Below are 26,138 nucleotides of genomic sequence, written 5' to 3' on the forward strand. Positions count from 1 at the left end.
CCGAAGGTCGGCTTGTCAGGGTTTGTCAGAACTTATTCCGCTGACTGAGGGCGGGTTGCTGGCGCAGTGGCCGTATGTGTAGCGCTATGGCCACCGGCAGACCCTTTACCTTCAAAGTCGAACTGAGGACGTACCCAGTCGCTGTGACGAGGCGCTTCCGGAACGTAGTCCGGGGCCGGGGCTTTGGTCATCGGCGCGGTAGCATGACTGACTACTGCATGGGTTTCGTGCGAAGCTGCAACCGGAGTGCGTTCTGCCACTGCCGTGACTTTCGCATCAGCGGCGTGGGCGACAGGCGCGGCAGGTTCCTGCTCATCGCTCGCGCGCTCAGCGACAACCGGCGTCACTTCCACCGGCGTTGCAATGGCTGCTTCGCGGTTATTCACCTCTGGCTCGGCGGCGCTAACCACCTCGTCAACCACGGTGTCAGCTACCGCCTTGTCAGCGTCAGAGATGAGCTGCGGCTGTGCCTCAACCGGTGTGTTGATCACTTCCGGGTGCGACGTTTCCACGTCCACCTGTTGTGGCTGGTCAACAGGGGTGACTGGTTCAACGACCACCGCGGCTGGCGCTTCAACCACCTCGACAGGCTGCTGTTCGGCTTCTGCGGTGACCAGCTGAACTTCAGCGACCAATGGAGATGCCTCCTGCGCAGTCTGCTCGTCTTGCACGGAAGGTTGCTCAGTAACCTGGGTTTCCTGCACTTCATCCTGAGGACGAACCACCGGATAGGTGATCCACACTTTGCCAGAGGCCATTTCAGGGGACGCACAGGCTACAGCCAACGGCATCGCAGAGTGCGTCGGATAACGCTCATCACGATAGCGACGACGGCGCTGACCGCTCACACGCAGATGGCGCGGCGAACGACGTGAACGGCGCGGCATACCCGCATTATCACGCGCTTCTGTAGACTCTTCCTGCTCAGCGACAGCATCGACAACGGCAGGCAGGTCACGTTTAGCAAGCTCAGTACGCTCTGCGGGAGCATCTTTTGCGATGGCGTCCGGCTCAACACTCTGCACATCACTCTGCACTTCGCCGGAACGAACTTTTTGTGTCAGCTGGCGCTGCTTACGGCGCGGCATAACCTGAACCCGCTCTTCCTGGGCTGTTTCCTGCTCAGGCTGCTCTTCGCGCTCCTGCGCTTTGACATCCGGCTGGGGCTGACGCTTGTCATCGTTATTCCGACGACGGTTGCGCTCACGGCGTGGCTGATGCTCAGATTTGGTTTTTTCACCCTCATCGGCCACGACGGTCTGGCGAAGCTCGCGATCCTCGTTACTCTGCTGAGGTTTCTCGCGGCGGTTACGGCGATTGTCCTCACGGCCTTCGCGTGCTTCATTACCTTCTGCACGGTTGTCACGACGCTCGTTGCGCTCGCCACGTTCCCCGCGATCGTTGCGGTCACGGCGATTGTTCTGACGCGGCTTGCGACGCTCCTGGGTGCGCTCCGGCTTCTCTTCTTTCTTCTCTTGTATCTCCTCAGCAGGGGCTACGGGCTCGTTGCCTGCAAAGAGATTTTTCAGGGCTGTGAAGAGACGACTCAGGAAGCCAGGCGCTGCAGGTGTTGCAGCCTTAGGTGCTGGCGACGCAGGTTGAGGTTGTGTAACCGGCGTTGCAGGGGCCTGAGGAACCGGCGGGATGTCAGGCATGACAAAGGCAGCCAGTGCCGGCTGCTCAGGGCGTTTTCGCTCAGCAGCTTCTTCTTCGGACGGGAGTGCCATCTCTTCTTCATGCAGCTTAGGCAGCATGTAGCTAAGGGTGGCTGTCTCTTCGCCTTTACGCACGCGCAGCACGGAATAGTGCGGCGTTTCCATCTGATCGTTCGGCACAATCACACAACGAACACCGTTCTGGCGGGTTTCAATCGCGTTAACGGCCGTACGCTTCTCGTTCAGCAGGTAAGAGGCAATAGGCACCGGTACGATGGCATGCACTTCCTGCGTATTTTCTTTCAGCGCCTCTTCTTCGATAAGACGCAGAATCGACAGAGAGAGGGATTCATTGTCACGAATCGTACCCGTACCCGTACAACGCGGGCAGACGTGGTGGCTCGATTCGCCCAGAGAAGGACTCAGGCGCTGACGGGACATCTCCAGCAGACCAAAGCGGGAGATGTGACTAATCTGAATACGTGCACGATCCTGGCGAACGGCTTCGCGCAGGCGGTTTTCGACCGCGCGCTGGTGACGCACTGGTGTCATATCGATAAAGTCGATAACAATCAGGCCGCCGAGGTCGCGTAAACGAAGCTGACGCGCGATTTCATCGGCGGCTTCAAGGTTGGTATTAAACGCGGTTTCTTCGATATCACCACCACGGGTTGCGCGGGCGGAGTTGATATCGATAGCGGTCAGTGCTTCGGTGGAGTCAATAACGATGGAGCCACCGGACGGCAGGCGGACTTCACGCTGGAAAGCGGATTCTATCTGGGATTCAATCTGATAGTGGCTGAACAGCGGAATCTCACCGGTGTAGAGTTTGATTTTACTGCTGAAATCCGGACGACCCAGAGCAGCAATGTGCTGGCGTGCCAGCTCAAGCACTTTCGGGTTATCAATCAGGATTTCACCAATGTCCTGACGCAGATAATCACGGAAAGCGCGAACGATGACGTTGCTTTCCTGATGGATCAGGAACGGGGCGGGGCGGCTCTCAGCGGCTTTCTGGATAGCTTCCCAGTGCTTAAGACGGAAACTTAAATCCCACTGTAACGCTTCGGCTGACTTGCCAACCCCTGCGGTACGAACGATAAGGCCCATGCCATCCGGAAGTTCCAGACTGGCGAGCGCTTCTTTTAACTCGGTGCGATCGTCGCCTTCAATACGGCGGGAGATACCACCCGCACGCGGGTTGTTTGGCATCAGCACCAGGTAACTGCCGGCAAGGCTGATAAAGGTAGTCAGCGCAGCGCCTTTATTGCCGCGTTCTTCTTTATCAATCTGAACAATGACTTCCTGGCCTTCGCGCAGCACATCTTTGATGTTCGGACGACCATGAGAATTGTAACTGGCAGGGAAGTATTCGCGGGCAATCTCTTTGAGAGGCAGGAAACCGTGTCGTTCAGCACCGTAATCCACAAATGCGGCTTCAAGACTTGGCTCAATGCGCGTGATTTTACCTTTGTAGATGTTCGCTTTTTTCTGCTCGTGTCCTGGGCTTTCGATATCCAGATCGTACAGACGCTGCCCATCCACAAGGGCAACACGCAACTCTTCTTGCTGAGTTGCGTTGATTAACATTCTTTTCATCGTAACTTACTCATTATTCTTACATTGACGACTAAGCTGCGGGCATAATAACGCCTTTCCGGGGGAGAACCGATGGCCTCGTGTCTGTTCACGTCGCCAACCTCACGGTTGTCGCTCGCTTAAGAGGCGCAGTGTGTCGGTTGCCTGTATTTCCTGTGGAAAACACAGCGCAATTATCAGGGGAACAGCCTGGGAAAAACTCTCCAGAGAAGATTCCATCTACCGGTAAGGACTGCAACCCGCAGCCCGCTAAGTGCCTGAAAGTCCAATACGTCTTACGCCATTGCTGCGTGTATGGTCGGACAGGCAAAACTGGTCATTCCGCATAATTGCTTGTATTAACAAGAGTCAACGCGGAAAACTGCAACATTATTCCTTGCGAACCCTGTTATAGCAAGCTGACTTTTACCTTTTATCACCCGGTTACTCACAGTTTTTTCACTTTTGACTGGCGATTGACTTAATAACCGCCAAATCATCTGTGGAGAACAACGTTATCCGGGATCACGTCTAAATATAAGCATAGAAAAATGAGTGGCGCTAATCATCCGCGATAATTAGAATCGCCACCCATGAAAACTGAGAACCCATCCGTAAAATTTGTTGTTATCGCTGATGACGAAGCGGGGCAACGTATCGATAATTTTTTGCGCACCCAGCTCAAAGGTGTGCCAAAAAGCATGATTTACCGCATCATTCGTAAGGGTGAAGTCCGTGTCAATAAAGGCCGTACTAAACCTGAATATAAGCTGGAAGCCGGGGACGAAATACGTATCCCGCCGGTACGCGTTTCCGAAAAAGAAGAGGAAGCCGTTTCACCGCATTTGCAAAAAGTTGCCGCACTGAACAATGTCATCCTGTATGAGGATGACCATATCCTGGTGTTGAATAAACCTTCAGGCACGGCCGTGCACGGGGGAAGCGGTCTGAGCTTTGGTGTTATCGAAGGTTTGCGTGCGTTACGCCCGGAGGCCCGCTTCCTTGAACTGGTCCACCGTCTTGATCGTGATACTTCCGGTGTGCTGCTGGTGGCGAAGAAGCGTTCTGCCTTGCGTTCGCTCCATGAGCAATTACGCGACAAGGGAATGCAGAAGGACTATCTCGCGCTGGTGCGCGGACAGTGGCAATCCCACGTGAAAGTCGTCCAGGCACCCTTACTGAAGAATATTCTGCAAAGTGGTGAACGTATCGTGCGGGTAAACCAGGAAGGAAAACCTTCCGAAACCCGCTTTAAGGTGGAAGAGCGTTATGAAGTGGCGACGCTTGTGCGTTGCAGCCCGGTAACGGGACGCACCCATCAGATTCGCGTTCACACACAGCATGCCGGTCATCCTATTGCGTTTGACGACCGATACGGGGACCGTGAGTTTGATAAGGAACTGGCAGGAACGGGATTATCACGCCTTTTTCTGCACGCCGCCGCGCTGAAATTCACTCACCCGAACAGCGGCGAAACCATCCGTATTGAAGCGCCGCTCGACGATGAGCTTAAGCGTTGCCTTCAGACGCTGCGCCAGCAGAAGTAAGCAGAGGGTAGCCAGCGGCTACCCTTTTTTACAGACTTACAGACAACCATCACTCAACTCAACAGCGGATTACGATCTTCACGACGTAGCATCTGGCAAAGCGCAATAAGCGGTAAACCTACAAGGGTGTTGGGGTCACGACCTTCAAGCCTATCGAAAAGGGTAATCCCCAGCCCTTCGCTTTTGAAGCTGCCTGCACACTGTAGCGGGCGCTCTTTACGAATGTAATCGTCAATTTCCTTATCACTTAAATGGCGAAAATGAACATCGAAAGGCTCACATTCGGTCTGTAAGTGACCCGTTGCTGAATTAAACAACGCCAGTCCGGTATAGAAGGTGACAATATTTCCGCTGGCTTTACGCAGCTGCGCGCGCGCATTTTCCTCAGTATGTGGTTTGCCGGTTATTTCGCCCTCCAGCACGCACACCTGATCGGAGCCAATAATAAGATGATGCGGGTAAAAGTGAGTGAGGGACTGGGCTTTATTTTGGGCAAGACGCAGTACCAGATGGCGAGGGGATTCCCCAGGCAGCGGCGTTTCATCGGTATCGGGTGCCGCGCATTCAAAGGGCATACCCAGCTTTTCAAGCAGCGCACGTCGCCAGGGTGAAGTGGAAGCAAGAATAATATCTGACATATTTTTTTCACCAAATATGGCTTAACCATGACAGGCATTTTAAACTGTAGGCCGCAATGTGTGCGAATTATTGGCAAAAGGCAACCTGAGGCTGCCTTTTTCTTTGACTCTATGACATTACAAAGTTAATATGCGCGCCCTATGCAAAAGGTAAAATTACCCCTGACTCTCGACCCGGTTCGCACGGCTCAAAAGCGCCTTGATTATGAGGGTGTCTATCTGCCCGATCAGGTCAGCCGTGTTGTCGAGTCTGTAGTCAGTGTGGACAGTGATGTGGAATGCTCCATCTCCTTTGCCATTGATAATCAACGCCTCGCGGTTATTACCGGCGATGCGAAGGTCACGGTGTCTCTGGAATGTCAGCGTTGCGGTAAGCCGTTTACGCATCAGGTTCACACAACATATTGTTTCAGCCCTGTCCGTTCAGACGAGCAGGCCGAAGCACTGCCGGAAGCGTATGAACCGATTGAGGTTGACGAATTCGGTGAAATCGATCTGCGGGCTTTAGTTGAGGACGAAATAATCCTCTCTTTGCCTGTAGTTCCGGTGCATGATTCTGAACACTGTGAAGTGTCCGAGGCGGACATGGTCTTTGGGGAACTGCCTGATGAAGCGCAAAAACCAAACCCATTTGCCGTATTAGCCAGCTTAAAGCGTAAGTAATAGGTTTTCCCCGCAAACACGGGGTTAATCGTAATTGAGGAGTAAGGTCCATGGCCGTACAACAGAATAAACCAACCCGTTCCAAACGTGGCATGCGTCGTTCTCATGACGCGCTGACCGCAGTCACCAGCCTGTCTGTAGACAAAACTTCTGGTGAAAAACACCTGCGTCACCACATCACTGCCGACGGTTTCTACCGTGGCCGCAAGGTAATCACTAAGTAATCACGCGCAAGCGTGATCCATCTTAGTGAGGATTTCCCCGTGAAAACGGGGATTTACCGATACCTTGACACGTCTAACCCTGGCGTTAGATGTCATGGGGGGCGACTTCGGTCCCTCCGTGACAGTGCCTGCAGCTTTGCAGGCACTGGATTCTAATTCGCACCTCAATCTTCTTTTAGTCGGCGATCCCGATACAATCACACCATTGCTCGCAAAAGCTGATTTTGAGCAACGCTCACGCCTGCTTGTCGTACCGGCGCAATCAGTTATTGCCAGCGATGCCCGACCGTCACACGCTATCCGCAACAGTCGGGGTAGTTCAATGCGTGTGGCGCTGGAGCTGGTAAAAGAGGGTCGTGCCGAGGCCTGTATCAGCGCCGGGAATACCGGCGCGCTGATGGGCCTGGCAAAAATGTTACTTAAGCCAATTGAAGGTATTGAACGACCTGCTCTGGTGACCGTATTGCCGCATCAGCAAAAAGGGAAAACGGTGGTGCTGGATTTGGGCGCCAACGTCGATTGCGATGGCAAAATGCTCGCACAATTTGCAGTGATGGGTGCCGTGATGGCTGAAGAGGTCGTCGGGATAGAAAATCCCCGCGTGGCGCTGCTGAATATTGGTGAAGAAGAGAACAAAGGTCATGAAAGCATTCATGACGCTGCAGCCATCTTAAAAGCGGTTCCTACCATTAACTATATTGGTTATCTGGAAGCGAACGAATTACTCACTGGTAAAACGGATGTGCTGGTATGTGACGGTTTTACAGGAAACGTTACATTAAAAACCATGGAAGGTGTTGTCAGAATGTTCCTTTCACTGCTGAAATCTCAGGGTGAAGGCAAAAAACGGTCGTGGTGGCTGATTTTATTAAAGCGTTGGTTACAAAAAAGCCTGACCAGGCGATTCAGTCACCTCAACCCCGACCAGTATAATGGCGCCTGTCTGTTAGGATTGCGCGGCACGGTGATTAAGAGTCATGGTGCGGCCAATCAGCGAGCATTTAGCGTCGCGATTGAGCAGGCAGTGCAGGCGGTGCAGCGGCAAGTTCCCGGGAGAATTGCCGCTCGCCTGGAATCTGTGTTACCGGAAAAAAACTGAGCGTACATGTATACGAAGATTATGGGTACCGGCAGCTATCTGCCTGAACAAGTTCGAACTAACGCCGATCTGGAAAAAATGGTGGATACCTCTGACGAGTGGATTGTCACCCGTACAGGTATTCGTGAACGCCGTATCGCCGCGCCGGACGAAACCGTCTCTACGATGGGTTTCGAAGCGGCTAAGCGGGCGATGGAAATGGCGGGCGTGACGGCTGAGGAGATTGGCCTGATTATTGTTGCGACAACGTCTGCAACACACGCATTCCCGAGCGCAGCATGCCAGGTACAGAGTATGCTCGGCGTCAAAGGGTGCCCGGCATTTGATGTGGCGGCGGCATGTGCAGGTTTCACCTATGCATTAAGCATTGCCGATCAGTACGTTAAATCCGGAGCGGTCAAACATGCCCTGGTTATCGGTTCTGATGTACTTGCCCGCACCTGTGATCCAGACGATCGTGGCACTATCATCATCTTCGGTGACGGCGCCGGGGCCGTGGTTTTAGGCGCATCGGAAGAGGCAGGCATTATTTCAACCCACCTGCATGCGGATGGCAGCTATGGTGAGCTACTGACGCTGCCTAATGCAGACCGTGTGAATGCCGATAGCCCGATTTTCCTGACGATGGCCGGGAATGAAGTCTTCAAAGTCGCTGTGACTGAACTTTCTCGCATTGTCGATGAAACCCTGGATGCCAATAATCTGCAGCGTAGTGAACTGGACTGGCTGGTGCCGCACCAGGCTAACCTGCGGATTATCAGTGCGACCGCCAAAAAGCTGGGGATGTCGATGGACAATGTCGTGGTGACGCTTGATCGTCACGGCAACACGTCTGCGGCCTCTGTCCCTTGCGCCCTGGATGAAGCCGTCCGCGACGGGCGTATTCAACGAGGACAGTTGATCCTTCTTGAAGCATTTGGTGGTGGCTTTACCTGGGGTTCGGCGCTGGTCCGTTTCTAGTATTAAGGATATCAACATGACGCAATTTGCTTTTGTGTTTCCGGGACAAGGTTCCCAGGCAGTGGGGATGCTTGCTGAGATGGCAGCCAGCCATCCGGTTGTGGAAGAGACTTTTCGCGAAGCGTCTGCCGCGCTGGGCTATGACCTGTGGGCGTTGGTTCAGCAAGGTCCGGCAGAAGAATTAAACAAAACCTGGCAGACTCAGCCGGCGCTGTTGACCGCTTCGGTAGCGCTCTGGCGCGTCTGGCAGCAACAGGGTGGCAAAAACCCGGTGCTGATGGCGGGCCATAGCTTAGGTGAATATTCTGCATTAGTGTGTGCAGGCGTCATTCCATTTGAAGATGCCGTACGACTGGTGGAGTTGCGTGGTAAATTCATGCAAGAGGCGGTTCCGGAAGGAACCGGCGCGATGTCTGCCATCATTGGTCTGGATGATGCTGCTATTGCCAAAGCATGTGAAGAAGCCGCAGAAGGGCAGGTTGTGTCGCCGGTGAACTACAACTCACCAGGCCAGGTTGTGATCGCCGGGCACAAAGACGCTGTTGAGCGTGCTGGTGCCGCTTGTAAAGCTGCGGGGGCAAAACGTGCGCTGCCTCTGCCGGTAAGCGTTCCATCGCACTGTGCGCTGATGAAACCTGCTGCTGAGAAACTGGCTGTTGAACTCGAAAAAATCGTCTTCAGCGCGCCTCTGATTCCGGTTGTGAATAACGTCGATGTACAGTGTGAAACCTCTCCGGAGGCTATCCGTGACGCGCTTGTTCGCCAGCTTTTCAGCCCGGTGCAGTGGACCAAAATCGTTGAATTTATCGCTTCGCAGGGCGTTGAACACTTGTATGAAGTGGGGCCGGGTAAGGTACTCACCGGACTGACTAAACGTATTGTTGATACCCTGACGGCGTCAGCGCTCAATGAGCCTGCTGCGATGTCAGAGGCAGTGGCGCAATAAAAGAGGAAAACCATGAGTTTTGAAGGAAAAATCGCCCTGGTAACAGGTGCGAGTCGTGGCATCGGCCGCGCAATCGCGGAAACGCTTGTCGCTCGTGGCGCAAAAGTTATTGGTACAGCGACCAGCGAAAGCGGTGCGCAGGCCATTAGCGATTATTTGGGTGCAAATGGTAAAGGTCTGATGTTGAATGTGACCGATCCTGCATCCATCGATTCTGTTCTGGAAAACATTCGTGCCGAGTTTGGCGAAGTTGATATTCTGGTGAATAACGCCGGTATCACGCGCGACAACCTGCTGATGCGAATGAAAGATGATGAGTGGAACGATATTCTCGAAACCAACTTATCCTCTGTTTTCCGTCTGTCAAAAGCGGTGATGCGAGCTATGATGAAAAAGCGTCATGGGCGTATCATCACTATCGGTTCTGTGGTTGGTACCATGGGAAATGCTGGTCAGGCCAACTACGCTGCGGCGAAAGCAGGTCTGATTGGTTTCAGTAAATCACTGGCACGAGAAATCGCATCACGTGGTATTACTGTAAACGTTGTTGCTCCGGGCTTTATTGAAACGGACATGACGCGTGCGCTGTCTGAAGATCAGCGTGCGGGTATTCTGGCGCAGGTTCCGGCGGGTCGACTTGGCGGTGCAGAAGAGATCGCCAGTGCGGTTGCATTTTTAGCCTCTGACGAGGCAGGTTACATCACTGGTGAGACCCTGCACGTCAATGGCGGAATGTACATGGTTTAATCACGATTAAAATTATTTGCGTTATTAGGGTGAAAGGCCTCAAAATAGCGTAAAATCGTGGTACGAACTGCCGGGATTTAGTTGCAAATTTTTCAACATTTTATACACTACGAAAACCATCGCGAAAGCGAGTTTTGATAGGAAATTTAAGAGTATGAGCACTATCGAAGAACGCGTTAAGAAAATTATCGGCGAACAGCTGGGCGTTAAGCAGGAAGAAGTTACCAACAATGCTTCCTTCGTTGAAGACCTGGGCGCTGATTCTCTTGACACCGTTGAGCTGGTAATGGCTCTGGAAGAAGAGTTTGATACTGAGATTCCGGACGAAGAAGCTGAGAAAATCACCACCGTTCAGGCTGCCATTGATTACATCAACGGTCACCAGGCGTAAGTGAACATCTCCAGGCGGTCATTCGACCGCCTGAGTTTTATCTTTTATCCCACGAATCCCAATTTTCCCTCCCTGGAGGACAAACGTGTCTAAGCGTCGTGTAGTTGTGACCGGACTGGGCATGTTGTCTCCTGTCGGCAATACCGTAGAGTCTACATGGACCTCTCTGCTTGCCGGTCAGAGTGGCATCAGCCTGATCGACCATTTCGATACTAGCGCCTACGCAACGAAATTTGCTGGCTTAGTAAAGGATTTTAACTGTGATGACATCATCTCGCGTAAAGAACAGCGCAAGATGGATGACTTCATTCAATATGGAATTGTCGCTGGCGCCCAGGCCATGATTGATTCTGGTCTGGAAGTGACGGAAGAAAACGCAACCCGCATCGGCGCCGCTATTGGTTCCGGTATTGGCGGTTTGGGTTTAATCGAAGAAAACCACACCTCCCTGGTGAACGGTGGTCCGCGCAAAATTAGCCCGTTCTTCGTACCGTCGACAATTGTTAATATGGTGGCCGGTCACCTGACCATCATGTTTGGCCTGCAGGGGCCGAGTATTTCAATCGCAACGGCGTGCACCTCTGGTGTGCACAACATTGGCCATGCTGCGCGTATTATCGCGTATGGCGATGCAGATGCGATGCTTGCCGGTGGTGCAGAAAAAGCCAGTACACCTCTTGGTGTGGGTGGTTTTGGTGCCGCGCGTGCGCTCTCTACCCGCAATGATAACCCGCAGGCTGCAAGCCGCCCCTGGGACAAAGACCGTGATGGCTTCGTTCTCGGCGATGGCGCGGGCATCATCATGCTGGAAGAGTATGAGCATGCGAAAAAACGTGGTGCCAAAATTTATGCTGAAATTATCGGCTTTGGCATGAGCAGCGATGCTTACCACATGACCTCTCCGCCAGAAAATGGTGCGGGTGCCGCGGCTGCAATGGCGAATGCACTGCGCGATGCGGGTCTTGAGGCGAGCCAGATTGGCTACATTAACGCCCACGGCACCTCTACGCCAGCTGGCGATAAGGCTGAAACGCAGGCCGTTAAGTCAATCTTTGGTGACGCTGCAAGCCGTGTGCTGGTGAGCTCTACCAAATCCATGACCGGTCACCTTCTGGGTGCGGCAGGTGCAGTAGAGTCTATTTTCTCTATCCTGGCACTGCGCGATCAGGCTGTTCCACCTACCATCAACCTGGATAACCCGGATGAAGGTTGTGATCTGGACTTCGTACCACACGAAGCCCGTCAGGTCAGTGGTCTGGAGTACACGCTGTGTAACTCCTTCGGCTTCGGTGGCACTAACGGCTCTCTGATCTTTAAAAAGGTCTGAGTAACGCTTTACCCGGTTAAGCACTAAAGGCCCGCATGTCGGGCCTTTTTTATTCGGTTTACTCCGCTTGTCCTCAGTATGCTCTCCTGCGAAACTACCCGACCGTCCATAAGGAGCCACTATGTTTTTAATTAATGGCCTGGAACAAGATGTTCTCTCTGCCCGGGACAGGGCTGTCCAGTTTGGTGATGGCTGTTTTACCACCGCGCGCGTTGAAAAAGGATGTATTCATTTACTGAATGAACATCTGGCGCGGTTGCAGCAAGCCTGTGATGCATTATTCATCACATTTACGGACTGGGACGTGCTCGAACAGGAGATGCGGCATCTTGCCACGCGGCAAGGCGTCGGTGTCTTGAAGGTCATTCTCAGCCGGGGAAGCGGCGGACGTGGTTACTCGGCCAGAACATGCCTTTCGCCATCACGCATACTCAGTGTTTCACCCGCGCCAGCGCAGTACGCGCGCTGGCGCGAAGAGGGCATTACGCTGTCATTAAGCCCGGTACGGCTGGGGCGAAACCCTCTGCTGGCAGGAGTCAAGCATCTGAACCGGCTCGAACAGGTGTTGATTCGTCGCTATCTTGAGCAAACTGACCGTGACGAGGCGCTGGTTCTTGACAGTGACGGGTGGGTTACGGAATGCTGTGCCGCTAATATTTTTTGGCGCAAAGGCTGCGAGATTTTTACGCCCCGCGTTGACCAGGCCGGTGTGAATGGCATTATGCGCCAGCATTGTTTACAACAACTTGCCTCTTCCGGTTATGGCGTTAATGAAGTGAATATGCGAGCCGATGCGCTTAAATCCGCTGATGAAGTAATGGTGTGTAACGCCTTAATGCCGATCGTCCCGGTTCGCCAGTGGGATGAAAAGGTCTGGACCTCCCGCGAGATGTACAATTTTTTAGCCCCTCTTTGTGAGCATCCGATATCGTCATGAAAAAAATGCTGCGTTTTGTATTACTCCTGCTGGTGGTGATGGGCATTGCCGCTGGTGCTGGATTGTGGAAAGTTCGCCAGCTGGCGGACAGCCGCTTATTAATCAAAGAAGAGACCATTTTTGCTCTGGAAGCAGGCACGGGACGTACGGCTTTAGGCACTCAGCTCTACAACGATAAAATCATCAACCGACCGCGCGTCTTTCAGTGGTTACTCCGGGTCGAGCCCGATCTTTCTCATTTCAAGGCCGGGACCTATCGGCTTACGCCGGATATGACGGTCCGCCAGATGCTTCAGTTACTGGAGAGTGGCAAAGAGGCGCAATTCCCGCTGCGGTTCGTTGAAGGCATGCGCGTCAGCGATTATCTGCAACAGCTGCGCACCGCGCCCTGGATCAAACATACGCTTAAAAATGATGACTATGCGACCGTCGCAGCCACGCTTGATTTTGAACGCGCCGACTGGGTTGAAGGATGGTTCTGGCCCGATACCTGGATGTACACCGCGAATACTACCGACGTGGCGCTGCTGAAGCGTGCTCATCAGAAAATGGTCAGTGCCGTCGACCAGGCCTGGGAGGGGCGTATCGACGGATTGCCTTATAAAGACAAGAACGAAATGGTCACGATGGCCTCCATTATCGAAAAAGAGACTGCTGTCGCCAGCGAGCGCGATCAGGTTGCCTCCGTATTTATCAATCGTCTGCGAATCGGGATGCGCCTGCAAACCGATCCTACCGTGATTTACGGTATGGGTGCGCGTTATAATGGGAAGTTAACACGCGCGGATCTCGAAACCCCGACGGCTTACAACACTTACGTGATTAACGGGTTACCGCCAGGACCCATTGCCACTCCCGGCGAAGCCTCGCTCCGAGCCGCAGCGCATCCTGCGAAAACCCCTTATCTCTACTTTGTGGCGGATGGTAAAGGAGGGCACACCTTTAATACCAATCTCAACAGCCATAACAAATCAGTGCAGGAGTACCTGAAAGTACTTAAGGAAAAAAATGGACAGTAAATATATTGTCATTGAGGGTCTGGAAGGTGCAGGTAAAACCACCGCACGCGATGTGATTGTTGAAACGCTGCGTGAACTTGGTGTCCAGGATATCGTTTTTACCCGTGAGCCGGGGGGAACGACGCTTGCCGAAAAACTTCGCAGCCTGGTACTGGATATCCGTTCCGTAGGAGATGAAATCATCATCGATAAAGCGGAAGTGCTGATGTTCTATGCGGCCCGCGTACAGCTGGTGGAGACGGTCATTAAGCCTGCGCTCGCCCGTGGCTGCTGGGTCATTGGCGATCGTCACGATCTCTCAACCCAGGCCTATCAGGGAGGAGGCCGGGGCATCGATCAGACCCTGCTTACTACGCTTCGCGATGCAGTACTCGGCGATTTCCGCCCGGACCTGACCCTCTATCTGGATGTTACACCGGAGGTGGGGCTTAAGCGCGCCCGGGCTCGGGGCGAGCTTGACCGTATTGAACAGGAATCCCTTGATTTCTTTAACCGTACCCGTACACGTTACCGTGAACTGGCTTCTCAGGATGGACGTATCCGTACTGTCGATGCCACCCGATCACTGGAAGAGGTTATTGCTTCACTTCGCCAGACGGTGACCCAATGGGTTCAGGAGCAGGGCGCATGAAGTGGTATCCGTGGTTGCGTCCGCACTATGACCAACTGGTCGCCAGTTATCAGGCTGGACGTGGGCACCATGCGCTACTGGTTTATGCGTTACCGGGGATGGGTGAGGATGCGCTTATCTATGCGCTTTGCCGCTTCCTGCTCTGCCAGCATCCTGAAAATCAAAAAAGTTGTGGCACGTGCAAAGGCTGTCAGCTAATGCAGGCGGGAACGCATCCCGATTATTACCTGCTGGCGCCTGAGAAGGGGAAAACGTCATTAGGGATTGATGCAGTTCGTGACGTCAGCGAAAAGCTGTATGAACATTCTCGGCTTGGTGGGGCAAAAGTTGTCTGGATCCCGGATGCGGCTTCATTGACGGACGCCGCAGCCAACGCGCTGCTCAAAACCCTGGAAGAGCCGCCCGCGGGCACCTGGTTTTTCCTTGCCTGTCGTGAGCCTGCCCGATTGATGGCCACACTGCGCAGTCGTTGTCGTTTACATCACCTTTCCCCACCTGCGGAACAGTATGCCAGCGCCTGGCTGGAGCGGGAAACGGCCGTTTCTCCAGAGCGTATTCTTACGGCACTCAGGCTTTCGGGAGGGGCGCCCGGCGCAGCAGCGGAGTTGCTACAATCTGACCTTCAGGCTTCCCGTCAGGCGCTTTGCAAGGCAGTAGAGCACTGTCTGAACAGCGGTGAATGGCTGTCGTTACTCAGCGTGTTACATCATGATCAGGTTAACGAGCGCCTACACTGGCTCGGTGCGTTACTGCTGGATGCGCTTAAGGTCCAGCAACAAGCGACGCTTCTGACCAATATGGATGCTGTCGGTCTGGTACAGCAGCTGGCGCAGCAGCTCACCTCCTCGCGTCTTCAGGCTTTCCTCACTGCGCTTGTCGCGTGCCGTGAACAGTTAGTCACGGTTGTGGGGGTTAATCGCGAATTGCTTTTAACCGATCTGCTATTACGCTTTGAACGTTATCTGCACGCGGGAGACCCGATCCCCACATCGCATTTTTAAGAAGAGAAATTATGTTTTTAGTTGATTCACACTGCCATCTTGACGGGCTGGACTATCAGACGCTTCACACTGACGTTACTGACGCCCTGAACAAAGCTGCGGCCCGGGATGTGAAATTTTTCCTTGCCGTTGCAACGACACTCCCTGGCTATCGGACTCTGCGTGAGTTAGTGGGCGAGCGTAACAACGTTGTTTTTTCCTGCGGTGTTCATCCGCTTAATCAGGATGAAACATATGACGTAGAAGATTTACGTAGTCTGGCCGCACAGGCGGGTGTAGTGGCGATGGGGGAGACCGGTCTGGATTACTTCTACACGCCAGAGACCAGGGTCCGTCAGCAGCAATCTTTCCGTGACCACATCCGGATTGGGCGCGAATTAAATAAACCCGTTATCGTGCATACGCGTGACGCACGGGCCGATACACTTGCCATATTGCGGGAAGAACAGGTCACGGAGTGCGGAGGCGTACTACACTGTTTTACTGAGGACAGAGAGACGGCGAAGGCGCTGCTGGATATGGGTTTTTACATCTCCTTTTCCGGTATTGTCACTTTTCGTAACGCAGAACAGCTTCGTGAAGCTGCGCGCTACGTGCCACTGGACCGTATGTTGGTAGAGACGGATTCGCCTTATCTGGCACCGGTTCCGCATCGCGGTAAAGAGAATCAACCAGCATACGTAAGGGATGTAGCTGATTATATGGCGGTTTTAAAAGGCGTTTCGGTAGAACAACTGGCGCAACAAACCACTGAAAACTTCGCTACGTTGTTCCACATTGACCCCCTCCGCCTGCAATCTGCCTGAATTCCCAGCTTATTTTAGTCCTCGTAATTAATAGACATTCGGAGTAAAGTTCACCGCCATTAAACGGGCGGTGACATCACCTTTTGACACATTCCGTCATAGGTTTTGTAAATCTTTGAAAGTTTTAAGATGGACGCTAACTGAAACGTGATAGCCGTCAAACAAACCGAAGCTTATTTATTTTACTCTGTGTAATAAATAAAGGGCACTTAGATGTCCTGTCCACAGCACGGTTCTCCCCCCGTGCCAATGCGCAAAAGCGTAAAAAAAAGCACTAATACTCAGGAGCACTCTCAATTATGTTTAAGAATGCATTTGCTAACCTGCAGAAGGTCGGTAAATCGCTGATGCTGCCAGTATCCGTACTCCCGATCGCAGGTATCCTGCTGGGCGTCGGTTCTGCAAACTTCAGCTGGCTGCCAGAAGTGGTTTCTCATGTGATGGCCGAAGCGGGCGGTTCCGTTTTTGCTAACATGCCACTGATTTTCGCTATCGGTGTTGCACTGGGCTTCACCAATAACGACGGCGTATCCGGTCTTGCTGCCGTTGTAGCCTACGGCATCATGGTGAAAACCATGGCTGTGGTTGCACCGCTGGTGCTGCATTTACCTGCTGAAGAAATCGCGGCGAAACACCTGGCAGATACCGGGGTTCTCGGCGGTATCATCGCGGGTGCGATTGCAGCTTACATGTTCAACCGTTTCTACCGAATTAAGCTGCCTGAGTATCTGGGCTTCTTCGCCGGTAAGCGCTTTGTACCGATTATTTCCGGTCTGACCGCTATCGTCTTCGGCGTTGTGCTGTCCTTTATCTGGCCTCCTATCGGCACTGCTATTCAGACCTTCTCTCAATGGGCTGCTTACCAGAACCCGGTGGTTGCATTCGGTATTTACGGCTTTATCGAGCGTTGCCTGGTACCCTTTGGTCTGCACCATATCTGGAACGTTCCTTTCCAGATGCAGATTGGTGAATTCACCAACGCGGCAGGCCAGGTCTTCCACGGCGATATCCCACGCTATATGGCGGGTGACCCGACTGCAGGTAAACTGTCTGGCGGCTTCCTGTTCAAAATGTACGGTCTGCCGGCTGCAGCGATTGCTATCTGGCACTCTGCTAAACCAGAGAACCGTGCGAAAGTGGGCGGTATCATGATCTCCGCAGCCTTGACCTCGTTCCTGACCGGTATTACCGAGCCGATCGAGTTCTCCTTCATGTTCGTTGCGCCGATTCTGTACGCAATCCATGCGGTGCTTGCAGGTCTTGCTTTCCCGATCTGTATCCTGCTGGGTATGCGTGACGGTACGTCCTTCTCTCATGGTCTCATCGACTTTATCGTACTGAGCGGTAACGGCAGCAAAATCTGGCTGTTCCCGATTGTTGGTCTGTGCTACGCAGCGGTTTACTACATTGTGTTCCGCGTGATGATTAAAGCACTGGATCTGAAAACACCGGGTCGTGAAGAGGCGTCAGAGGATGCCAAAACAGCTGCGACAAGCGAAATGGCACCGGCGCTGGTGGCTGCATTCGGTGGTAAAGAGAACATCACCAACCTTGATGCCTGTATCACTCGTCTGCGCGTAAGCGTTGCCGACGTGGCGAAAGTAGACCAGCCTGGCCTGAAGAAATTGGGTGCGGCAGGTGTGGTTGTTGCAGGCTCAGGTGTTCAGGCCATTTTCGGTACCAAATCCGATAACCTGAAAACCGAAATGGATGACTACATCCGTAGCCACTAATCCATAAAGTCTGGGGAGACTGAGGCAGCCGCAAGGCTGCCTTTTTTATTGCCCTCTTAATACACGCCGTCTCTCTGAGGAGAGGTGTTAGTCGGGATGTGTCGCTGTAAAGCCGTTATGCCACCTGGCAACGCGAACAGAGAAGAGGAGGGGAATAGGTTATTGCAGACAAAAAAAGGGAGCCAGCGGGCTCCCTTGATGATTTGTTGGGCTTTAGAAGGTGTAGTTCGCGCTAACAGAGAAGTTACGTGGCGCACCGTAAACGCCATAGCTACCGAGGTAGTCGTAGTACTCTTTGTCAAACAGGTTGTTGATATTGCCCTGCACCGAGAACGTTTTGGTGACCTGGTAGCGGGTGAAGAGATCAACCACAGTGTAGCCACCCTGACTGATACGCGAAACGCCGGCAGGGCCGTTGTCGAGCGCCTGCCAGGTTTTGTTCTGCCAGCGAACGCCACCGCCCACGGCCAGTTCCGGCAGCATCGGCAACTGATAGCGGGTGAACAGTCTGGCAGTCGTGCGTGGCTGATCGGGATTGAGCGCGGCCCCGTCACCATCCTCGGCAATATAGCGGCTGGCACCGAAGGTTAACTGCCAGTTGTCTGTCAGTGCGCCGTTCAGCTCGAACTCAACCCCTTTACTGACGGTACCGTCGACAGATTTATACGCGGTCTGTCCGCCGGAGTTCGGAATAGCGACGCCAGTGTTGACCGCAACATTATCCTGCTCGGTGCGAAAGACGGCCAGGCTTGCTGTCAGACGGGTATTGAACCAGTCACCTTTTACGCCCGCCTCGTAGCTCTTACCGGTTGTCGGATCGAGGAATACGCTGTTAACGTCGCGCTGCCCGGCAGGCTGGAAGATGGAGGTATAGCTTGCGTAGGCAGACCAGGCGTCATCGATGTCGTAAACCAGCCCCGCATACGGGGTAACCTTATCGAAACTGGCGTTACGGATTTCATCAGGTTTACGCTCAAGATTGTACTTTGCGCTCCACTCGGTCCAGCGCGCGCCCAGGATCAGGTGCAGCGGGTCGGCCAGCGACAGGCGGGTGGCAGTGTAAACAGACTTCTGGCGAATAATATCGCGCTGATACAGCGCCCAGTCGGACCACTGCGGGTCGGCCAGAGTATTGCCGTTGTACTGATGAATATTGCCCACATCCATCAGCCCGAAGTTATCATTTACCGGGTAAGCGTTGTCGTAATTGTTGCGCTGACGGCTATAGCTGCCGCCAAACATAATTTCATGCTGTCGGCCGAACAGATCGTAGCCACCACGCACGAAAGCATCCACCGAATCCTGCTTACGCTCACCACGGTTCCATCCGCCCCAGGCGCCCTTGAATGCCGCAGAATCGTACAGACCGGTGGTTTTATCCGGGTAGCCATCGATATACATCAGTTTGCTATCGAAGTTGGTGTCTGCATGCATGGCGTTGATTTTAGCTTCCCAACCATTATCGAAACGTTGCGTCAGGTTAGCGAAGAGTTTTGTTGAGTCGGTGTTAGACCAGGCCCAGTCCGCCGCGGTGTTGAAGCCGCGACGGAAATGGGTTTTGCTGCCATCGCTATAGAGAGAAGGGAAACCGCCCCATGTCGGGCTGTCTTCTTCACTCTCCTGGTAATCATAGCCCAGGGAGAGGGTGGTCGAATCGGTAAGGTCCGTGTCAATGATGCCAGAGACGAATTTCTTACGGTAATGGTTACGTTCAAGCCAGCTGTCATTATCCTGATAACCCGCAATAACGCGCCCGCGCACGTTACCGGACTCGTTCAGCGGTGCCTGCAGATCGAGAACGTAGCGCTGTTTGTCCCAGCTACCATAAGTGGCGGAAACATTGCCTTTGAACTCTTTGCTGTCAGCATGCTTACGGACCATGTTGACATAAGCAGAAGGGTTACCTGTGCCACTCATCAGGCCCGCTGCGCCACGTACCACTTCGATTTTATCGAAAATCGCGGTATCACCTGCGGTGTCGTTAAAGTTCCAGCGGTTGTCGAGGAAGGTTGGCATATCCTCATAAGCAAAGTTGCTGATGAAGAAACCACGGGCAAAGAAGTTAGTTCGCGCGCTGTCAATACGTGAGGCGGTGACACCCGTGGTATTAGCCAGAACGTCTTCAATGGTATTCAGCTCCTGGTCCTGCATGCGCTGCTGGCTGATGACGCTTACCGACTGCGGAATGTCGCGAGGAACCAGCAGCAGCTTCGTTCCCGTGGTGGTGGTTTTTACGCTGTAATCCTGGTCCTGACTGCTGTCGGCCTGAACCGTACTCCCTTCAACGACCACGGTATCATCAGCGCCTGCGGCAAAACCTGTCGCCGGTACTAATGCAAATGCAATGGATATCGCCAGCAGGGACGGTGCGCCCGCAAATTTTCGTGACTCATCTCCGGCGTGAGTGGTGAAAGACATTATCAACCCTTAATGGTGTTTGAGCGGAAAGGGGCCTGCGGCGATACGTTCGTTGTCGCTACCGGACCTGATCTCTTTTTAATTAATAAATGCGCATGGAAATGCAAATGCGAAATATACGCATTCGAAATCACAATGTAAACAAAGGTCATAGTCCACATTGAAAAGCTGTTTTATTCGCTCAGCGCCTGGCGACAGGGCAGTGCGTAACCTGCGGCTGGGAAATAATGAAGAAAAAGAGTGTTATAGTTGAAAGAGCTGAATAATCTCGCTCATACTTAGCCCGGTGCGGGGTGCATGAAGCATAAAAATGCATAGCCCTTACGACTATAAAGGAAACCGTCATGGCCGAAGAAACCATTTTCAGTAAAATTATCCGTCGCGAAATTCCGTCGGATATTGTCTATCAGGATGAACTCGTCACTGCCTTTCGCGATATCTCCCCTCAGGCACCTGTTCATGTTCTGATTGTGCCCAATATCCTCATTCCTACTGCGAACGATGTCACTGAGGCACATGAACAGGCGCTGGGTCGTATGATGACCGTGGCGGCTAAAATTGCGCGTGCTGAAGGCATCGCGGAAGACGGCTATCGTTTGATAATGAACTGTAACCGTCACGGCGGACAGGAAGTGTGGCATATCCACATGCATCTGGTGGGAGGTCGTCCACTTGGCCCAATGCTGGCACATAAAGGCCCATAATATGGTAAACGGTCGCGTGATGTTGATGCTGGTGGCATTGTCAGCCGTAGGGTGTTCTTCGCGCCCGGCTATTCCGGTGGCGAACGATCAGAGTCTGGTCATGGAGTCAACCGTGCTGGCTGCGGGCATTTCAGCAGAGGAGCCCAACCTCAACACGCAGGATATTCAGCCCTCGGCGTCATCCCGTCTCTACAACGAGCGTGCACAACCGGTCACCGTTAACTATCGATTCTACTGGTATGACGTGCGGGGTCTGGAGATGCATCCGCTGGAAACACCACGCCGCGTTACCATTCCGGCACATTCCTCAGTCACGCTTTACGGCAGCGCTAACTATCTTGGCGCGCATAAGGTCAGACTTTATCTCTATTTGTAAGGGGTGAAAATTGATTAAAACAGCAGGACGTTACGCGCTGCTCACGGCGGTAGCCTTCATTCTTTCAGGTTGTATTATGCGTGGTGAGCAGGAGCCTGCCCCGGTGGATCAGGCGAATCCTCCGCAGCAGCAACCGGTACCGGAGCAGCCTCAACAGCCGATTACGCCAGTACCCACGGTGCCGACTTTCCCTCAGCAACCAGGTCCTATTGAGCATCAGGAAGAGACGACGCCGCCACCGCCTCGTGAACGTCACTACGACTGGAACAGCGCCATTTCGCCTATGGTTAGCAAAATGCTTCAGGCCAACGGCGTAACAGCAGGCAGTGTGCTGTTGGTGGACAGCGTCAACAACCGTACCAACGGGTCAATTAACACCAGTGAGGCGACAGAGTCGCTGCGTGGTGCGCTGGGGAACAATGGCAAATTTACACTGGTTACCCCTCAGCAGCTGAGTATGGCGAAGCAGCAACTTGGGCTTTCTCCGCAGGACAGCCTGGGTACGCGCAGTAAAGCCATCGGCATTGCCCGTAACGTCGGCGCTCAGTACGTGCTTTACTCCAGCGCCAACGGTAGTGCGAACGCGCCCGGGCTTCAAATGCAGTTGATGCTGGTGCAGACCGGCGAAATTATTTGGTCAGGTAAAGGTGCCGTTCAACAGCAATAACCTTCTGCGTGACGCAATGCTGTCACGCTTTTTTCCCGACTATGCTCCCGTCGCGGGCCAGCCTGCTGGCCTTAGCGGTGGGAGTTGTCTTATCCACAACGGGCATCATTTCCTGGTGCTCCGTCAGCGACATCCGGCGACCTCTTCTCCATTCAGGCGGCAGTATCGGGCGTTAAAAAAACTGGCCCCCGGAATTGCGCCGAGGCCCTGTTGCTGGCTGGGAGAGTGGATGGCCATTGAGTATCTACCCGGTGAAGTGGACGAAACGTTACCTGAGCCCCAGGTGCTTGCGGCATTACTTAACGCGTTACACCACCAGCCCCGGTTTGGATGGCGTATTTTGCTCCTTCCCCTGCTGGAAGATTACTGGATGAGGTCGTCACCATCGCGCCGCACGCTGTTCTGGTTAAGGACGCTGCAAAAGATGCGTCGGCAAGGGGAGCCCCGACCGCTACGGGTCGCCCCTTTGCATATGGATGTTCATGCAGGCAATCTTGTCAGACAAGAGCAGGGCCTCAGGCTTATCGACTGGGAGTATGCCGGGGATGGTGATGTGGCGATGGAACTTGCCAGTGTCTGGCTGGAGACGGAAAATCAGCGCACTGCGCTGGTAGAGGCGTATGCCAGGCGGGCGGCAATCGACACTGAAATGCTCCACCGGCAGGTGCGCCGCTGGCGACCCTGGACAGGTATGTTGATGGCCGGCTGGTATGAGTCCCGCTGGCAGCAAACGGGCGATCGTCAGTTTATTACCCTGGCCGATGCCGCCTGGCATCAGTTAAGAACCAATATGAAAGAGAGGTGAGTGTGGGTCCGGTGATGTTAGATGTGCAAGGATATGAGCTGGATGCGGAAGAGCGTGAAATTCTGGCGCACCCGCTGGTCGGTGGATTAATCCTTTTTACCCGTAATTATCACGATCCAGAGCAGTTACGTGAACTGGTGCGTCAGATTCGTGCTGCCTCTCATCATCGGCTGGTGGTGGCGGTCGATCAGGAAGGCGGGCGTGTTCAACGTTTCCGTGAAGGTTTTACCCGTCTGCCTGCCGCTCAATCCTTTGCGGCGGTGCTGGGTATGGAAGCAGGTGAAAGAGCGGCGCGGGATGCAGGCTGGTTAATGGCAAGTGAAATGATCGCCATGGACATCGACATCAGTTTTGCGCCCGTTCTCGATGTAGGCCACATCAGCGCTGCGATTGGCGAGCGTGCGTACCATGACGATCCGACGAAGGCACTGGCTATAGCCACCCAGTTTATAGATGGTATGCATAGCGCTGGTATGAAAACCACGGGTAAACATTTTCCGGGACATGGTGCCGTTTCTGCCGATTCACATAAAGAGACGCCCCGCGATCCCCGCCCGCTGGCAGACATCCGCAGCAAAGATATGGCGGTGTTCCGACTGCTGATTGAGCAGGGCAAACTGGATGCAATCATGCCTGCCCATGTGATTTACAGCGAGGCCGACCCGCGTCCGGCAAGCGGTTCTCCCTGGTGGCTGAAAACCGTGTTGCGCGCTGAGCTGGGCTTTGATGGCGTGATCTTCTCGGACGATCTCTCTATGGAGGGGGCAGCTATAATGGGCAGTTATGCTGAACGTGGTCAGGCTGCCCTGGACGCCGGTTGCGATATGATCCTGGTCTGCAACAATCGCAAAGGTGCTATCAGTGTGCTGGATAACCTGTCGCCGATCAAAGCTGAACGTGTTACGAAATTGTATCATAAAGGTTCATTTTCTCGTCAGGAACTGCTGAGCTCTTCACGCTGGAAGGTTGTCAGTCGCGAAATGGAACAGCTTCATGAGCGCTGGCAGACCATTAAAGCTGCTCAGTAAGCGTTAACGGACGGGGCGTTAGAGTAAGGGTGAGGAATAATGATCATCTATTTACACGGTTTTGACTCAAACAGTCCGGGCAACCACGAAAAGGTGCTGCAACTGCAATTTATCGATTCGGACGTTCGGCTCATCAGTTACAGTACGCGGCATCCTAAGCATGACATGCAGCATTTGCTCAAAGAAGTGGACAAGATGCTACAGCTGAACGTTGACGATCGGCCACTGATTTGCGGTGTCGGGCTGGGAGGGTACTGGGCGGAACGTATCGGCTTTTTATGTGACATTCGTCAGGTGATGTTCAACCCCAATCTGTTTCCTTTTGAAAATATGGAAGGCAGGATCGACAGGCCGGAAGAGTATGTGGACATCGCAACGAAGTGCGTCAGTAATTTTCGTGAAAAGAACCGCGATCGTTGCCTGGCCATTCTCTCACGCCATGATGAAGCGCTGGACAGCCAGCGTTCAGCAGAGGTGCTGCATCCCTTTTATGAAGTGGTCTGGGATGAAGCGCAGTCACATAAATTCAAAAGCATATCGCCGCATCTTCAACGCATAAAAGCGTTTAAGTCACTCGGTTAAGTAACAGCCCGGTCAACCCGGGCTTTTTTATCGCCTTATCTCCCGCAATGGGATTTCTTCCTCCTCATCGCGCGCCAGCAGCTACACTTGTTCATCTTTTATGCATGAAAACTTGATGTATATCAATTTTGGTATGACCAATGCACCGAACATGGTATTCTCATTGCAGTAACGAAGTATTTGTTGTGTAACTTGTTGTTAATTAAGTGTTATTTCCATAACCTTTAGTTAACAATTGGTTAATAATTTGAGGGGGTCACGTTGACTACACCATTGAAAAAAATTGTGATTGTTGGCGGTGGTGCTGGCGGGCTTGAACTGGCAACCCAGCTGGGTAAAAAACTCGGTCGCGGCAAGAAAGCAAAGATTACGCTTGTTGATCGTAATCACAGCCATCTGTGGAAGCCGTTACTGCATGAAGTGGCGACCGGTTCACTGGATGAGGGCGTCGACGCGCTGAGCTACCTTGCTCATGCGCGTAATCATCACTTCCAGTTCCAGCTCGGTTCGGTTGTCGACATTAACCGCGAAACCAAAACCATTACCCTTGCCGAATTGCGTGATGAAAAGGGTGAGTTACTGGTGCCCGAACGCAAACTGGCGTATGACACCCTGGTGATGGCGCTGGGCAGCACCTCTAACGACTTCAACACGCCGGGCGTGAAAGAGCACTGTATTTTCCTGGATAACCCCCACCAGGCACGTCGTTTCCACCAGGAAATGTTGAATCTGTTCCTGAAGTATTCCGCCAATCTTGGTGCCAACGGCAAGGTCAATATTGCTATTGTTGGCGGTGGCGCGACGGGTGTAGAGCTCTCTGCTGAGCTGCATAATGCAGTGAAACAGTTGCACAGCTATGGATACAAGGGCCTGACAAACGAAGCACTGAATGTCACGCTGGTCGAGGCCGGAGAACGCATTCTACCTGCGCTGCCGCCGCGTATTTCTGGCGCAGCACATAGCGAATTGACCAAAATGGGCGTGCGCGTCCTGACGCAAACTATGGTCACCAGCGCAGATGAAGGCGGCCTGCACACCAAAGATGGCGAGTACATCAAAGCCGATCTGATGGTCTGGGCTGCGGGCATCAAAGCGCCGGACTTCATGAAAGAGATCGGTGGGCTGGAAACCAATCGTATCAACCAGTTGGTGGTGGAGCAGACTCTTCAGACCACGCGCGATCCGGATATTTATGCCATCGGCGACTGCGCGTCGTGCACGCGTCCTGAAGGGGGCTTTGTGCCGCCGCGCGCGCAGGCAGCGCACCAGATGGCAAGTCTGGCACTGCACAATATTTTGGCGCAAACCAAAGGCAAGCCGCTGAAGGCTTATGTCTATAAGGATCATGGCTCGCTGGTCTCTCTTTCAAACTTCTCCACGGTGGGAAGCCTGATGGGTAACCTGATGCGTGGCTCAATGATGGTCGAGGGGCGTATTGCACGCTTCGTCTACATCTCCCTGTACCGCATGCATCAGGTAGCGCTGCACGGCTATTTCAAAACCGGCCTGATGATGGTGGTTGGCAGTATCAACCGCGTGATTCGCCCGCGCCTTAAGCTGCATTAATCCTGTACGCTGCTCCTCCGTTTAGTGATAGGGGAGAGCAGCGCTTTTTCACTTTCGCAAGTTACCCGTTGCTCGGATAACTCTGAATCC

At 53.3% G+C, this 26,138-nt stretch carries 25 protein-coding genes; 22 read left to right on the forward strand and 3 right to left on the reverse strand.

What is annotated here, in order from left to right; translation table 11 throughout:
- Positions 1–32: 32 nt before the first annotated feature.
- Positions 33–3,254, reverse strand: a complete 3,222-nt coding sequence (gene rne / locus KXR87_RS00290) for a ribonuclease E (protein ID WP_437430281.1) — start codon at positions 3,252–3,254, stop codon at positions 33–35.
- 572 nt (positions 3,255–3,826) lie between these two features.
- Here rne and rluC point away from each other — a divergent pair.
- Positions 3,827–4,780: a 23S rRNA pseudouridine(955/2504/2580) synthase RluC gene (gene rluC / locus KXR87_RS00295; protein ID WP_437430282.1), complete on the forward strand. Its 954-nt coding sequence runs from the start codon at positions 3,827–3,829 to the stop codon at positions 4,778–4,780.
- A gap of 53 nt (positions 4,781–4,833) precedes the next feature.
- Here the strand turns inward: rluC and KXR87_RS00300 are convergent, their stop codons facing one another.
- Positions 4,834–5,418 carry a Maf family protein gene (locus tag KXR87_RS00300; RefSeq protein ID WP_437430283.1) on the reverse strand — a complete coding sequence of 195 codons (585 nt, stop codon included), beginning with the start codon at positions 5,416–5,418 and terminating at the stop codon, positions 4,834–4,836.
- Positions 5,419–5,559: 141 nt separating this feature from the next.
- On the opposite strand from KXR87_RS00300, the gene yceD reads away from it, so the two are divergent.
- The 14 genes from yceD to ptsG all read left to right on the forward strand — a co-directional run bounded on the left by yceD (position 5,560) and on the right by ptsG (position 17,902).
- Positions 5,560–6,081 carry a 23S rRNA accumulation protein YceD gene (yceD, locus tag KXR87_RS00305; RefSeq protein WP_437430284.1) on the forward strand — a complete coding sequence of 174 codons (522 nt, stop codon included), beginning with the start codon at positions 5,560–5,562 and terminating at the stop codon, positions 6,079–6,081.
- 50 nt (positions 6,082–6,131) lie between these two features.
- Positions 6,132–6,305, forward strand: a complete 174-nt coding sequence (rpmF, locus tag KXR87_RS00310; protein ID WP_003857964.1) for a 50S ribosomal protein L32 — start codon at positions 6,132–6,134, stop codon at positions 6,303–6,305.
- A 64-nt stretch (positions 6,306–6,369) separates the two neighbouring features.
- Positions 6,370–7,404 (forward strand): phosphate acyltransferase PlsX, encoded by a 1,035-nt coding sequence (gene plsX / locus KXR87_RS00315; protein ID WP_437430285.1) that lies wholly within the window; start codon positions 6,370–6,372, stop codon positions 7,402–7,404.
- A 6-nt stretch (positions 7,405–7,410) separates the two neighbouring features.
- A complete protein-coding gene (locus KXR87_RS00320) occupies positions 7,411–8,364 on the forward strand; it encodes a beta-ketoacyl-ACP synthase III (RefSeq protein ID WP_437430286.1) in 954 nt (317 codons plus the stop codon).
- A 16-nt stretch (positions 8,365–8,380) separates the two neighbouring features.
- The gene (gene fabD / locus KXR87_RS00325; RefSeq protein WP_437430287.1) at positions 8,381–9,310 is read left to right on the forward strand and encodes an ACP S-malonyltransferase; all 930 of its coding nucleotides are present in this window, start codon (positions 8,381–8,383) and stop codon (positions 9,308–9,310) included.
- 12 nt (positions 9,311–9,322) lie between these two features.
- On the forward strand, positions 9,323–10,057 hold the full coding sequence (fabG, locus tag KXR87_RS00330; RefSeq protein ID WP_437430288.1) for a 3-oxoacyl-ACP reductase FabG: 735 nt from the start codon (positions 9,323–9,325) through the stop codon (positions 10,055–10,057).
- Positions 10,058–10,211: 154 nt separating this feature from the next.
- Positions 10,212–10,448, forward strand: coding sequence for an acyl carrier protein (gene acpP / locus KXR87_RS00335; protein ID WP_000103754.1), 237 nt, complete (start codon positions 10,212–10,214; stop codon positions 10,446–10,448).
- Between the two features lie 85 nt (positions 10,449–10,533).
- Positions 10,534–11,775 carry a beta-ketoacyl-ACP synthase II gene (fabF, locus tag KXR87_RS00340; RefSeq protein ID WP_437430289.1) on the forward strand — a complete coding sequence of 414 codons (1,242 nt, stop codon included), beginning with the start codon at positions 10,534–10,536 and terminating at the stop codon, positions 11,773–11,775.
- Between the two features lie 121 nt (positions 11,776–11,896).
- Complete coding sequence (gene pabC, locus KXR87_RS00345; protein WP_437430290.1) at positions 11,897–12,712, forward strand: aminodeoxychorismate lyase; 816 nt, start codon at positions 11,897–11,899, stop codon at positions 12,710–12,712.
- Positions 12,709–13,731 (forward strand): cell division protein YceG, encoded by a 1,023-nt coding sequence (yceG, locus tag KXR87_RS00350; protein WP_437430291.1) that lies wholly within the window; start codon positions 12,709–12,711, stop codon positions 13,729–13,731. The genes pabC and yceG overlap by 4 nt, the downstream gene beginning before the upstream one ends.
- Positions 13,721–14,362 (forward strand): dTMP kinase, encoded by a 642-nt coding sequence (gene tmk, locus KXR87_RS00355; protein ID WP_437430292.1) that lies wholly within the window; start codon positions 13,721–13,723, stop codon positions 14,360–14,362. Before yceG ends, tmk begins: the two co-directional genes overlap by 11 nt.
- Positions 14,359–15,363 (forward strand): DNA polymerase III subunit delta', encoded by a 1,005-nt coding sequence (holB, locus tag KXR87_RS00360; RefSeq protein ID WP_437430293.1) that lies wholly within the window; start codon positions 14,359–14,361, stop codon positions 15,361–15,363. The genes tmk and holB overlap by 4 nt, the downstream gene beginning before the upstream one ends.
- Before the next feature lie 11 nt (positions 15,364–15,374).
- The gene (locus KXR87_RS00365; RefSeq protein ID WP_437430294.1) at positions 15,375–16,169 is read left to right on the forward strand and encodes a metal-dependent hydrolase; all 795 of its coding nucleotides are present in this window, start codon (positions 15,375–15,377) and stop codon (positions 16,167–16,169) included.
- 299 nt (positions 16,170–16,468) lie between these two features.
- Positions 16,469–17,902, forward strand: a complete 1,434-nt coding sequence (ptsG, locus tag KXR87_RS00370) for a PTS glucose transporter subunit IIBC (RefSeq protein ID WP_437430295.1) — start codon at positions 16,469–16,471, stop codon at positions 17,900–17,902.
- 213 nt (positions 17,903–18,115) lie between these two features.
- Here ptsG and fhuE read toward each other — a convergent pair whose 3' ends face one another.
- The gene (fhuE, locus tag KXR87_RS00375) at positions 18,116–20,320 is read right to left on the reverse strand and encodes a ferric-rhodotorulic acid/ferric-coprogen receptor FhuE (RefSeq protein WP_437430296.1); all 2,205 of its coding nucleotides are present in this window, start codon (positions 20,318–20,320) and stop codon (positions 18,116–18,118) included.
- 344 nt (positions 20,321–20,664) lie between these two features.
- On the opposite strand from fhuE, the gene hinT reads away from it, so the two are divergent.
- The 7 genes from hinT to KXR87_RS00410 all read left to right on the forward strand — a co-directional run bounded on the left by hinT (position 20,665) and on the right by KXR87_RS00410 (position 26,048).
- Positions 20,665–21,024, forward strand: coding sequence for a purine nucleoside phosphoramidase (hinT, locus tag KXR87_RS00380; RefSeq protein WP_437430297.1), 360 nt, complete (start codon positions 20,665–20,667; stop codon positions 21,022–21,024).
- A 1-nt stretch (position 21,025) separates the two neighbouring features.
- Entirely contained in the window at positions 21,026–21,400 is a 375-nt protein-coding gene (locus tag KXR87_RS00385; protein WP_437430298.1) for a YcfL family protein, read from the forward strand.
- A gap of 76 nt (positions 21,401–21,476) precedes the next feature.
- Positions 21,477–22,067, forward strand: coding sequence for a penicillin-binding protein activator LpoB (gene lpoB / locus KXR87_RS00390; RefSeq protein ID WP_437430545.1), 591 nt, complete (start codon positions 21,477–21,479; stop codon positions 22,065–22,067).
- A 16-nt stretch (positions 22,068–22,083) separates the two neighbouring features.
- Positions 22,084–22,872, forward strand: a complete 789-nt coding sequence (gene thiK, locus KXR87_RS00395) for a thiamine kinase (protein ID WP_437430546.1) — start codon at positions 22,084–22,086, stop codon at positions 22,870–22,872.
- A 2-nt stretch (positions 22,873–22,874) separates the two neighbouring features.
- Positions 22,875–23,900, forward strand: coding sequence for a beta-N-acetylhexosaminidase (gene nagZ, locus KXR87_RS00400; protein WP_437430547.1), 1,026 nt, complete (start codon positions 22,875–22,877; stop codon positions 23,898–23,900).
- 39 nt (positions 23,901–23,939) lie between these two features.
- Complete coding sequence (ycfP, locus tag KXR87_RS00405; RefSeq protein WP_437430299.1) at positions 23,940–24,482, forward strand: alpha/beta hydrolase YcfP; 543 nt, start codon at positions 23,940–23,942, stop codon at positions 24,480–24,482.
- Positions 24,483–24,743: 261 nt separating this feature from the next.
- Positions 24,744–26,048 carry an NAD(P)/FAD-dependent oxidoreductase gene (locus tag KXR87_RS00410; RefSeq protein ID WP_437430300.1) on the forward strand — a complete coding sequence of 435 codons (1,305 nt, stop codon included), beginning with the start codon at positions 24,744–24,746 and terminating at the stop codon, positions 26,046–26,048.
- Positions 26,049–26,138: the final 90 nt, after the last annotated feature.

The sequence above is a fragment of the Yokenella regensburgei genome, assembly GCF_051486985.1.
Lineage (GTDB): Bacteria > Pseudomonadota > Gammaproteobacteria > Enterobacterales > Enterobacteriaceae > CBFFRJ01.